Raw genomic sequence first — 12277 nt, 5'->3', positions numbered from 1 at the left:
CTTAGCCTCTTTCCAGCAGTTTCAAGAGCTCCAGCGGAGAATTGATTTGCGCATCCGCCTGCCAGTGCAGCGTATCGCCGGCTGCGCCAAGGTAGCCGTAGCAAGCCGCCACGGTCTTCATGCCTGCGGCCTTGCCTGCAACGATGTCGCGCTCGTCGTCACCGACATAGACAAAACTCTCGGGAGGAAGGCCGATACGCGCGGCAGCCTCCAGCAAGGGTGCAGGATGGGGCTTTGCATGGGGCGTGGTGTCGCCGCTGACGACGGCTGACGCAGTTGCGAACAGCGGCATCTGTTGCGTCAGCGGATCGGTAAAGCGCATGGACTTGTTCGTGACCACGCCCCAGGGCATGGACACAGCCTGGAGTCGTGCAATCAGTTCCTCGACACCCTCGAACGCATAGGTGCGCTCTGTCATGCATTGCTCGTAGTTGCGGAAGAACTCCTCGCGCATCTGCGCAAACTCGGGCGAGTCGGGCGTGAGCCCGAACCCCACCCCCAGCATGCCCCGCGCCCCCGCGCCCGCCATGGGTCGATATCGCTCATAGGGAATTGAAGGCATACCCCGATCGGTACGCATCCTGTCTGCGGCTGCGCCCAGGTCTGGTGCACTGTCGATCAAGGTGCCGTCCAGATCGAACAGCACGGCTCGGACTTCTTTCCACATGCGGCTTACCCTTCGGCCCGGCGCGTGGCCAGCATGTAGTTCACAGATGTGTCTGCACTGAGCCAGTAGCGCCCGGTGATGGGGTTGTGCTGCAGGCCCTTGCTGGCCTGCAGATCAAGGCCAGCCTGACGGGCGAACATGGCGAGTTCGCTGGGCTGGATCAGTTTCGCGTACTCATGCGTACCCTTGGGAATCATCTTGAGCAGGTATTCTGCCGCGACGATGGCCAGACCGAAGGCCTTTGCACTGCGGTTGATCGTGGAGAAGAACACCCAGCCGCCAGGCTTGACCAGCTCAGCACAGGCCGATACCACGGAGGCGGGATCGGGCACATGCTCCAGCATCTCCATGCAGGTCACCACATCAAAGGAACCAGGCTGCTCCTGGGCCAGACGCTCCACACTCACTTCGTGGTAGTGAATGTTGGGCGTACCCGTCTCCAGTGCATGCAGCTGGGCCACGCGCAATGCCTTGGTGGCCAGATCGATGCCAACCACTTCGCGCGCACCCTTGCGCGCCATGGAGTCGGCAAGGATGCCGCCGCCACACCCGACATCCAGAATTCTGCGCCCCTTCAAGGGAACTTGCGCATCGATCCAGTCCAGCCGCAGCGGATTGATCTGATGCAGGGGTTTGAACTCACTTTCCGGGTCCCACCAGCGATGGGCCAGGCTGGAGAATTTCTCCAGCTCCGCCGGGTCGGCGTTGAGGTTGATTGCGTTGCTCATGGCGTCGATTGTCGGCGATTGCGGCGACCGTTCAGCCATAAAAAAAGCCCCGTTGCCGGGGCTTTTGCGAGAAGCAATCGAAAGATTACTTAGCGGCGCGGGTGCCGACCACTTCGATTTCCACGCGACGGTTCTTCGCGCGGCCTTCCTTGGTCTTGTTGTCGGCGATAGGCTGCTTTTCGCCCTTGCCTTCGGTGTAGACGCGGTTCTTTTCAATGCCCTTGGACACCAGGTAAGCCTTCACGGCTTCAGCGCGGCGAACCGACAGCTTCTGGTTGTAGGCGTCAGAGCCAACGGAGTCGGTGTGACCCACGGCGATGACCACTTCCAGGTTGATGCCCTTGACCTTGGAGGCCAGGTCGTCCAGCTTGGCCTTGCCTTCGGGCTTCAGAACCGACTTGTCGAAGTCGAAGAAAGCGTCGGCAGAGAAGGTCACCTTGGAGGCCACGGCCGGAGCGGGTGCCGGTGCGGGTGCGGGAGTTGCCGGAGCGGGCGTTGCGGCGGGAGCCACAGCGGCGGCCACAGGCTTCAGAGCGCCGTCGCAGTCAGCAGCTGCAGTGGCGGGCGTCCAGTTGGCATCGCGCCAGCACAGTTCGTTCGTGCCGTTCTTCCACACCAGTTCGCTGGTGCCGTTTTGCCAGTTGTCGATGGTCTTGCCACCGTCAGCAGCCTTCACTTGTGCGCCAGCGGCCGTTGCGAGGGCGGCAGAGGCAAACAACATCGCCACTTTGTTCAGTTTCTTCATGGTTCTCCTCTTGGGGAAAAAGCCGCAGCAGGGCTGCGAATCTGTGGACGTCATCAGTGACCATCACCAAAAACGTTGAATTGATTGTGCCATACGTCACATGCAGACGGACCGCCAAGCGGGGGCCAACAAGTAGGACAGCGGCGGAATTCCAGGGTTATGTTGCTCGGCTGCTACACGTCATTCGACCTAAAATGGGCCTTTTCCCGCCGTCAGAGTATCGCCACACATGACCCAGTTTGCTAAAGAAACCCTGCCCATCAGCCTCGAAGAGGAGATGCGTCGCAGCTATCTCGATTACGCAATGAGCGTGATCGTGGGCCGGGCGCTGCCCGATGCGCGAGATGGTCTCAAGCCTGTGCATCGGCGCGTGCTTTTTGCCATGCACGAGCTCAACAACGACTGGAACCGGCCGTACAAGAAGTCGGCGCGTATCGTCGGTGATGTGATCGGTAAATACCACCCGCACGGCGACAGTGCGGTGTACGACACCATCGTGCGCATGGCGCAGGATTTCTCGCTGCGCCACATGCTGGTGGACGGTCAGGGCAACTTCGGTTCGGTGGACGGGGACAGCGCGGCGGCGATGCGTTACACCGAAATCCGCCTGTCCAAGATTGCCCATGAAATGCTGGGCGATATCGACAAGGAAACGGTCGATTACGGCCCGAACTACGACGGCAGCGAGCGCGAGCCGCTGGTGCTGCCTGCGCGGCTGCCCAATCTGCTGGTCAACGGTTCCTCGGGCATTGCCGTGGGCATGGCCACCAATATTCCACCGCACAACCTCAACGAGGTGGTGGACGCCTGCCTGCACCTGCTGCAGACGCCCCAGGCCACCATCGACGAGCTGATGGAGATCATCCCCGCGCCCGACTTCCCGACGGCCGGCATCATCTATGGCATCAACGGTGTCAAGGAGGGCTATCGCACGGGTCGCGGACGCGTGGTGATGCGTGCCAAGTGCCACTTCGAGGACATCGACCGCGGCCAGCGCCAGGCCATCATCGTCGATGAGCTGCCCTACCAGGTCAACAAGAAGACGCTGCAGGAGCGCATGGCCGAGCTGGTGCACGAAAAGAAGATCGAGGGCATCAGCCACATCCAGGACGAGTCCGACAAGTCGGGCATGCGCCTGGTGATCGAGCTCAAGCGCGGCGAAGTGCCCGAGGTCGTGCTCAACAACCTGTACAAGCTGACCCAGCTGCAAGACACCTTCGGCATGAACATGGTGGCGCTGGTCGATGGCCAGCCCAAGCTGTGCAATCTGAAGGATCTGGTCGAGGTCTTCCTGCAGCACCGCCGCGAAGTGGTCACGCGCCGCACGGTCTATGAACTGCGCAAGGCGCGCGAGCGCGGCCATGTGCTGGAAGGCCTGGCGGTCGCGCTGGCCAACATCGACGACTTCATCGCCATCATCCGCAACGCGCCCACGCCACCTGTGGCCAAGGCCGAGCTGATGACGCGCAACTGGGACAGCAAGCTGGTGCGCGAGATGCTGACGCGCACCCGTACCGATGGCGGCGTGGTCAATGCCGACGACTACCGCCCCGATGGCCTGGAGCGCGAATTCGGCATGCAGGCCGATGGCCTGTACCGCCTGTCCGAGACCCAGGCCCAGGAAATCCTGCAGATGCGCCTGCAGCGCCTGACCGGCCTGGAGCAGGACAAGATCGTCGCCGAGTACAAGGACGTGATGTCCGTCATCGAGGACCTGCTGGACATCCTGTCCAAGCCCGAGCGCGTGTCGGCCATCATTGGCGACGAGCTCAAGCAGATCAAGGCCGAGTTCGGCCAGAGCAAGGTCGGCGCCCGCCGCAGCACGGTCGAGTACAGCGCGCAGGACCTGTCCACCGAGGACCTGATAACGCCCACCGACATGGTGGTCACGCTCAGCCACACGGGCTACATCAAGAGCCAGCCGCTGTCCGAGTACCGCTCGCAAAAGCGCGGCGGCCGCGGCAAGCAGGCCACGGCCACCAAGGAAGACGACTGGATCGACCAGCTGTTCATCGCCAACACGCACGACTACCTGCTGTGCTTCTCCAACCGCGGCCGCCTGTACTGGCTCAAGGTCTGGGAAGTGCCGGCGGGCTCGCGCGGTTCGCGTGGCCGCCCCATCGTCAACATGTTCCCTCTGCAGGATGGCGAGAAGATCAACGTGGTGCTGCCGCTGACGGGCGAGTACCGCAGCTTCCCGGCCGACCACTATGTGTTCATGTCCACCAGCATGGGCACCGTGAAGAAGACGGCGCTGGACGAGTTCTCCAACCCGCGCAAGGCCGGCATCATCGCCGTGGGCCTGGACGAGGGCGATTTCCTGATCGGCGCAGCCCTCACCGACGGCAAGCATGACGTGATGCTGTTCAGCGACGGCGGCAAGGCCGTTCGATTCGACGAAAACGACGTGCGCCCCATGGGCCGCAATGCGCGTGGCGTCAAGGGCATGACCCTGGAAGAGGGCCAGAGCGTGATCGCGATGCTGGTGGCCGAGGACGAATCGCAAAGCGTGCTCACGGCCACGGAAAACGGCTACGGCAAGCGCACCTCCATCGTCGAGTACACGCGCCATGGCCGAGGCACCAAGGGCATGATCGCCATCCAGCAGTCCGAGCGCAACGGCAAGGTGGTCGCCGCCACCCTGGTCCACGCCGATGACGAAATCATGCTGATCACCGACACTGGCGTGCTGGTGCGTACCCGGGTGTCGGAAATCCGCGAGCTGGGCCGAGCCACCCAGGGCGTGACGCTGATCTCGCTGGACGAAGGCGCCAAGCTGGGCGGCCTGCAGCGCATCGTCGAAAACGATGCCAACGAAGTCGAGGGCGAGGCCACGGGCGAGGAAGCCCCGGGCGGCGACGAAGCCGCTGCCGAAGGCACGGGCGAGCCCGCCTGATGACCCGGCCGCCGCTGGGGCTGCCTCCCACACCGGGAGCGCAGCCGTAGCGGCGGCCCAGATTTTTGACAGTTGCAGGCCCTGCCCGACCTGGCGCCTGCGCGTGACTTGACATTGAACTCCATGAACCGCCCTTACAACTTCTCCGCCGGCCCTGCCGCCATTCCCGCCGAAGTGCTGCAGCAGGCAGCCGCCGAAATGCTCGACTGGCACGGGTCCGGCATGAGCGTGATGGAGATGAGCCACCGCGGCAAGGAGTTCATCTCCATCTACGAACAGGCCGAGGCCGATCTGCGCGAGCTGCTGGCCGTGCCGCCCGAATTCAAGATTCTGTTCATGCAGGGCGGCGGCCTGGCCGAGAACGCCATCGTTCCGCTGAACCTGTCGCGCGCCGGCACGGTGGACTTCGTGCTCAGCGGCAGCTGGAGCCAGAAGTCGGCCAAGGAAGCACGCAAGTACGTGGCCGATGCACACATCGCAGCCAGCGGCGAGGACAGCCAATTCACCACCCTGCCCGCCCCTGAAAGCTGGCAACTGAGCCGTGGCGCCAGCTACGTACACATCTGCAGCAACGAAACCATCCATGGCGTGGAGTTCCAGGAACTGCCCGACCTGAAGGCGCTGGGCTGCGATGCTCCGCTGGTGGTGGATTTCTCCTCGCACGTGGCCTCGCGCCCCGTCGATTGGAGCCGCGTGGGCCTGGCGTTCGGCGGTGCGCAAAAGAACCTGGGCCCGGCCGGCCTGACCCTGGTCATCGTGCGCGAGGACCTGCTGGGCCACGCCCTGCCCGCCTGCCCTTCGGCCTTCGACTACAAGACCGTGGCCGACAACCAGTCGATGTACAACACGCCGCCCACCTGGGGCATCTACATCGCGGGCCTGACCTTCCAGTGGATCAAGCGCCAGACCGAAGGCGGCCTGACCGGCGTGGCGGCCCTGCAGGCGCGCAATATCGCCAAGGCCGACCTGTTCTACCAGTACGTGGACCAGTCCTCGTTCTACGTGAACAAGGTCGCTGCCAATTGCCGCTCGCGCATGAACATCCCTTTCTTCCTGCGCGACGAGTCGCGCAATGACGCCTTCCTGGCCGGAGCCCGGGAACGCGGCCTGCTGCAGCTCAAGGGCCACAAGTCCGTCGGCGGCATGCGTGCCAGCATCTACAACGCCATGCCCATCGCTGGCGTGCAGGCGCTGGTGGAGTACATGCGCGAATTCGAACAGCGCAACGCCTGACCGACCACACCCCCTTCCATGAGCACCCCACCCCAAGCCTCTCCCGATCTGGCGCATCTGCGCGTGCAGATCGACGATATCGACCAGCAACTGCTGGATCTGCTGAACCGACGCGCCCGCGTGGCCGAGCAGGTCGGCGAGGTCAAGAAGCGGGAAGGCACGCCCTTCTTCCGCCCTGACCGCGTGGCCCAGGTCATCCAGAAGATCGAGTCCGCCAACCCCGGCCCGCTCAAGAACGCCCATGTCTCGGCCATCTGGCGCGAGATCATGTCGGCCTGCCTGGCGCTGGAGTCACCCCAGCGCGTGGCCGTGCTGGGCCCGGCGGGCACGTTCTGCGAGGAAGCGGCCATCCAGTATTTCGGCGGCGCGGCCGACCTGATGTACTGCAACAGCTTCGACGAGGTGTTCCACGCCACGGCCGCGGGCAGCGCGCAGTACGGAGTGGTGGGCGTGGAGAACTCCAACGAAGGCGTGGTCACGCGCTCGCTGGACATGTTCCTGCATACGCCCTGCCACGTGGTGGGAGAGGTCAGCCTGCTGGTGCGCCACAACCTGCTGCGCAGCACCAACACGACCGAAGGCATCAAGGTGGTTGCGGCTCACCCCCAGGCCCTGGCCCAATGTCAGGGCTGGCTGTCCAAGCATCTGCCACATGCCGAACGCCGCCCGGTGTCCAGCAACGCCGAAGGCGCCCGCCTGGCGGCGCTGCACCCCGATATCGCCGGCCTGGCCAGCGAACGCGCGGCCCAGCAATTCGGCCTGCACGTGGTGGCGCATGCCATTCAGGACGATGCCTACAACCGCACGCGCTTCGCCGTCATCTGCCTGCCGCACACGCTGGCGACGCCCGCACCCAGCGGGCAGGATTGCACCAGCATCATCATCTCCGTGCCCAACCGTCCCGGCGCCGTGCATGACCTGCTGGTACCGCTCAAGCGGCACGGCGTCTCCATGACGCGCTTCGAATCGCGCCCCGCACGCACAGGCCAGTGGGAGTACTACTTCTACATCGACCTCGAAGGTCACCCGGCCCAGCCCAACGTGGCCAGCGCGCTGCAAGAGCTGCGCGAGCTGTGCGCCTTCTACAAGGTGCTGGGCACCTATCCGGTCTCCAAGTGATGCAGCCGTTCGAACAACTGGGGTTGATCGGCTGCGGCCTCATGGGCGGCTCGTTCGCGCTGGCGCTCAAGCAGGCCGGGCTGGTCAAGCGTGTCGTGGGCTACAGCAAATCCCCGTCCACCACCGAGCGCGCACGCCAGATGGGCGTCATCGATGTGGAGGCACCCTCGGCCCTGCTGGCCGCCGCCGGCGCAGACCTGGTGCTGCTGGCGGTGCCCGTGGCGGCCACCGAGGCCACGCTCAAGTCCATCAAGCACCTGGTCACGCCCGGGATGATGATCATGGACGTGGGCTCCACCAAGGTCGATGTGGTGCATGCCGCCCGCTCGGCATTGCGCGACCAGCTCGGCTCCTTCGTGCCGGCCCACCCCATTGCGGGCAAGGAAGTCTCGGGCGTCGAGCATTCCGACCCCCAGCTGTACAAGGGCGCACAGGTCATCCTGACGCCCACGGAACGCACACTGACCGAGCACCTGCAAAAGGCCCAGTCCCTGTGGGAGCTGCTGGGCTGCCGCGTGCGCGCCATGTCGCCAGAAGCCCACGACAGCGCCTTTGCCACGGTCAGCCACCTGCCGCATCTGCTGGCCTTCGCCATGATGCAAAGCGTGATCACCCAGCCCGATTCCGATGAGGTGCTGTCCCTGGCCGGCCCCGGCTTCCGTGACTTCACACGCATTGCAGCAGGCGACCCCAAGATGTGGCGCGATGTGCTGCTGGCCAACAGCGAACAGGTGCTGGCGCAGTCGCGCCAGTTCCAACAGGCGCTGCAGCAACTCGAATGCCTGATCCAGGCCGGCGACGGCCAAGGCCTGGAAGACCACCTGACCCTGGCCAGCGCGGCGCGTGCCCACTGGCGCATGGGCGTACCGCGCCGCTGACGCGCAACGCCGGCCGCGCTCCAAGCGCCCCGAGCGCATCTGTGGATTGCGGCCAGCGCGGCCGCAATGCCTTCCGATAGCCTGTTTGCCTCCGAATTGCCATGTTCAGTACCGCCTTCCTCGATATCCCCCCTCTTTCCCGCGCTCAGGGCACGGTGAGCCTGCCAGGCTCCAAGAGCATCTCGAACCGCGTGCTGCTGCTGGCAGCGCTGAGCCAGGGCACGACCGTGGTCCACGACCTGCTTGACTCGGACGACACGCGCGTCATGCTCCGGGCCCTGCAGCAACTGGGCTGCACGGTGGAGCCCGCCGCCATCACCCTCGGCCAGCCTGTGCGCATCACCGGCCTGGGCGGCGTCCTGCCCTCCGGCGCCAGTGCCGAGCTGTTCATGGGCAACGCCGGCACGGCCATGCGGCCGCTGACGGCAGCCCTGTCCGTGCTGGGCGGCGACTTCCAACTCAGCGGCGTGCCGCGCATGCATGAGCGCCCCATCGGCGATCTGGTCGATGCGCTGCGCCAGCTCGGCTGCCGCATCGACTATCTGGGCAACGAGGGCTTTCCTCCGCTGCACATCCGCCAGCCCGATTTCTCGCAGCTGCCGCACAGCCCCATCCAGGTGCGTGGCGATGTCTCCAGCCAGTTCCTGACCTCGCTGCTGATGGCGCTGCCGCTGCTGGCCACCACGCGCGACATCACCATCGAAGTCGTGGGCGAGCTGATCTCCAAGCCCTACATCCATATCACGCTGGAGTTGCTGGCCCGCTTCGGCATCGCCGTGCACAACGAGAACTGGCAGCGCTTCACCATCCCGGCCGGCAGTCGCTACCGCTCGCCGGGCGAGATCCATGTCGAGGCAGACGCCTCGTCGGCGAGCTACTTCATAGCACTGGGCGCCATCGCCTCGGACAGCGCCGAAGGCATCCGCATCCTCGGCGTGGGACTGGACTCCATCCAGGGCGATATCCGCTTTGTCGAAGCCGCGCGCGCCATGGGCGCCGAGGTGGAGGGAGGCCCGAACTGGCTGCGCATCCGCCGCGGCGCCTGGCCGCTCAAGGCCATCGACCTGGACTGCAACCACATCCCCGATGCCGCCATGACGCTGGCCGTCATGGCCCTGTATGCCGATGGCACGACCACGCTGCGCAACATCGCAAGCTGGCGCGTCAAGGAGACCGACCGCATCGCGGCCATGACCAAGGAGCTGCGCAAGCTGGGCGCCGAAGTCGAGGAAGGCGCGGACTTCATCCGCGTCACACCACCCGCATCCACCGCCGCATGGCGCGCGGCCAGCATCCACACCTACGACGATCACCGCGTGGCCATGTGCTTCTCGCTGGCGGCCTTCAACCCGGCCGCCCTGCCGGTGCGCATCGAAGACCCCAAGTGCGTCGCCAAGACCTTCCCCGACTACTTCGAGGCCCTGTTCTCGGTCTGCGAGACCGCCCGCGCGCGCATCCCCGTGATCTGCATCGATGGCCCCACCGCCTCCGGCAAAGGAACCATCGCCGCCGAGGTGGCCGAGGCCCTGGGCTACCACCTGCTGGACTCGGGCGCGCTGTACCGCCTCACAGGACTGGCCGCGTCGCGGGCCGGCATGGTGCTGGACGAATCCCACGCCCCGCAGATTGCCGCGCTGGCGCGCGCGCTGCCCGTGCGCTTTGATGCCGAGCAGCGCATCTGGCTGGGCGACGAGGATGTCACCCTGATCCTGCGCAGCGAGGAGTCGGGCATGAACGCCTCGCGCGTCTCGGCCCTGCCGGCCGTGCGCGATGCACTGGTGGACCTGCAGCTGTCCTTCCAGCAGCTGCCGGGGCTGGTCGCCGACGGCCGCGACATGGGCACGGTGATCTTTCCCCATGCTCCCCTCAAGGTCTATTTGTCGGCCTCCGCCGCCTGTCGCGCCGAGCGCCGGCATAAGCAGTTGATTTCCAAAGGAATTGCCGCTAACATAAGCGCCCTTCGGGCAGACCTTGAAGCACGCGATGCGCGGGACATGAACCGCAGCGTTGCACCCCTCAAGCCCGCCCAGGATTCCATGCTGCTTGACAGCTCCGAGCTTTCCATCGAAGAGGTGGCAGAGCAGGTGCTTTCATGGTGGCAGGAACGCCAGCCGTTCGGCCGCGACTGATTGCCAGTTGCGCCGCACGGTCGGCAACCCGCCCTCAGGGCCCAGACATGGCGGCACCGCCCCGTGAACGGCCCGAGGTTCATAGACTCCAACCCCGTGGTTGAACCCACAACACCTCCGCAAACAGTCCTAGAAACGCTTGGCAATGGTGCCAACGGAAACCTGTTTGCGGGCAAGGAAATACATGTCTGAATCTTTTGCCTCCCTGTTTGAAGAATCGCTGCAACGCACGGAAATGCGTCCTGGCGAGGTCATCACCGCTGAAGTCGTGCGCGTCGAGCACAACTTCGTCGTCGTGAACGCTGGCCTGAAGTCGGAAGCCTATGTGCCGATCGACGAATTCAAGAACGACCAGGGAGAAATCGAAGTCCAGGTGGGCGACTTTGTGTCGGTCGCCATCGGCTCGATCGAAAACGGCTACGGCGACACCATCCTGTCGCGCGACACCGCCAAGCGCCTGGCCTCGTGGCTGGCTCTGGAAAAGGCCCTGGAATCGGGCGAATTCGTGACCGGCACGACCTCCGGCAAGGTCAAGGGCGGCCTGACGGTGCTGGTCAACGGCATCCGCGCCTTCCTGCCCGGTTCGCTGATCGACACCCGTCCGATCAAGGACCTGACTCCGTACGAAAACAAGACGATGGAGTTCAAGGTCATCAAGCTGGACCGCAAGCGCAACAACGTGGTGCTGAGCCGCCGCGCCGTGGTCGAAGCCTCGATGGGCGAAGAGCGCGCCAAGCTGATGGAGACGCTGAAGGAAGGCGCCATCGTTCAAGGCGTGGTCAAGAACATCACCGAATACGGTGCGTTCGTGGACCTGGGCGGCATCGACGGCCTGCTGCACATCACCGACATGGCATGGCGCCGCGTGCGTCATCCCTCGGAAGTCGTGCAGGCTGGCCAGGAAATCACCGCCAAGATCCTCAAGTTCGACACCGAGAAGAACCGTGTCTCGCTGGGTCTGAAGCAAATGGGCGACGACCCGTGGATGGGCGTTTCGCGCCGCTATCCCTCGAGCACCCGCCTGTTCGGCAAGGTCACGAACATTGCCGACTACGGCGCGTTCGTCGAGCTGGAACCCGGCATCGAAGGCCTGGTGCACGTCTCCGAAATGGACTGGACCAACAAGAACATTGCTCCGACCAAGCTCGTGACCCTGGGTGACGAAGTCGAAGTCATGGTGCTGGAGATCGACGAAGACAAGCGTCGCATCTCGCTGGGCATGAAGCAGTGCAAGGCCAACCCCTGGCAAGAGTTCGCGCAGAACACCAAGCGCGGCGACCGCGTCAAGGGCCCGATCAAGTCGATCACCGACTTCGGCGTGTTCGTGGGCCTGGCTGCCGGTATCGACGGCCTGGTGCACCTGTCCGACCTGTCCTGGAACGAGCCCGGCGAAGCTGCCGTGCGCAACTACAAGAAGGGCCAGGAAGTCGAAGCCATCGTGCTGGCCGTGGACGTCGAGCGCGAGCGCATCTCCCTGGGCATCAAGCAGCTGGACAGCGATCCCTTCACGACCTTCGTGACCGTGAACGACAAGGGCCAGATCGTGTCGGGCAAGGTCAAGACGGTGGACGCACGCGGTGCTGAAATCGACCTGGGCGAAGACATCGTCGGCTACCTGCGCGCTTCGGAAATCGCCGTTGACCGCGTGGAAGATGCCCGCTCGGTGCTGAAGGAAGGCGACGAGATCACCGCCGTGGTGGTCAATGTGGATCGCAAGACCCGCAACATCCAGCTGTCGATCAAGGCCAAGGACCAGGTTGACCAGCAAGAAGCCATGGCTTCCCTGTCCGCCCAGTCGGCCAAGGAAAACGCCGGCACGACCAGCCTGGGCGCCCTGCTGCGCGCCAAGCTGGACAACTCCGACAAGTAATCAGCAGCCAGT

9 protein-coding genes are annotated in these 12277 nt (G+C 64.6%); 6 read left to right on the top strand and 3 right to left on the bottom strand.

Going from position 1 to position 12277, the window contains the following annotated elements; translation table 11 throughout:
- Position 1 precedes the first annotated feature (1 nt).
- The 3 genes from ACF8ME_RS23195 to ompA form a co-directional block, all read right to left on the bottom strand.
- Entirely contained in the window at positions 2–667 is a 666-nt protein-coding gene (locus ACF8ME_RS23195) for an HAD-IA family hydrolase (RefSeq protein WP_016449508.1), read from the bottom strand.
- A gap of 5 nt (positions 668–672) precedes the next feature.
- On the bottom strand, positions 673–1395 hold the full coding sequence (gene ubiG / locus ACF8ME_RS23190; RefSeq protein WP_017406940.1) for a bifunctional 2-polyprenyl-6-hydroxyphenol methylase/3-demethylubiquinol 3-O-methyltransferase UbiG: 723 nt from the start codon (positions 1393–1395) through the stop codon (positions 673–675).
- Between the two features lie 85 nt (positions 1396–1480).
- The gene (gene ompA, locus ACF8ME_RS23185; RefSeq protein ID WP_160852244.1) at positions 1481–2140 is read right to left on the bottom strand and encodes an outer membrane protein OmpA; all 660 of its coding nucleotides are present in this window, start codon (positions 2138–2140) and stop codon (positions 1481–1483) included.
- 229 nt (positions 2141–2369) lie between these two features.
- Here ompA and gyrA point away from each other — a divergent pair, with 229 nt between their 5' ends.
- The 6 genes from gyrA (at position 2370) to rpsA (ending at position 12265) form a co-directional block, all read left to right on the top strand.
- Positions 2370–5036 carry a DNA gyrase subunit A gene (gyrA, locus tag ACF8ME_RS23180; protein WP_046238042.1) on the top strand — a complete coding sequence of 889 codons (2667 nt, stop codon included), beginning with the start codon at positions 2370–2372 and terminating at the stop codon, positions 5034–5036.
- 123 nt (positions 5037–5159) lie between these two features.
- Positions 5160–6269 (top strand): 3-phosphoserine/phosphohydroxythreonine transaminase, encoded by a 1110-nt coding sequence (gene serC / locus ACF8ME_RS23175; RefSeq protein WP_016454363.1) that lies wholly within the window; start codon positions 5160–5162, stop codon positions 6267–6269.
- A gap of 18 nt (positions 6270–6287) precedes the next feature.
- Positions 6288–7388 (top strand): prephenate dehydratase, encoded by a 1101-nt coding sequence (pheA, locus tag ACF8ME_RS23170; protein ID WP_016454364.1) that lies wholly within the window; start codon positions 6288–6290, stop codon positions 7386–7388.
- Complete coding sequence (locus tag ACF8ME_RS23165) at positions 7388–8266, top strand: prephenate dehydrogenase/arogenate dehydrogenase family protein (protein WP_016449514.1); 879 nt, start codon at positions 7388–7390, stop codon at positions 8264–8266. Before pheA ends, ACF8ME_RS23165 begins: the two co-directional genes overlap by 1 nt.
- 101 nt (positions 8267–8367) lie before the next feature.
- Positions 8368–10395, top strand: a complete 2028-nt coding sequence (locus tag ACF8ME_RS23160; protein WP_392418337.1) for a bifunctional 3-phosphoshikimate 1-carboxyvinyltransferase/cytidylate kinase — start codon at positions 8368–8370, stop codon at positions 10393–10395.
- A gap of 145 nt (positions 10396–10540) precedes the next feature.
- Complete coding sequence (rpsA, locus tag ACF8ME_RS23155; RefSeq protein WP_255247313.1) at positions 10541–12265, top strand: 30S ribosomal protein S1; 1725 nt, start codon at positions 10541–10543, stop codon at positions 12263–12265.
- Positions 12266–12277: the final 12 nt, after the last annotated feature.

This window comes from Delftia sp. WSY_7, assembly GCF_043104845.1.
In the GTDB taxonomy this organism is placed as follows: Bacteria; Pseudomonadota; Gammaproteobacteria; order Burkholderiales; family Burkholderiaceae_C; genus Comamonas; species Comamonas tsuruhatensis.
Note: the sequence above shows the minus strand (reverse complement) of the source record. Positions and strands in the feature narration are given on the sequence as shown.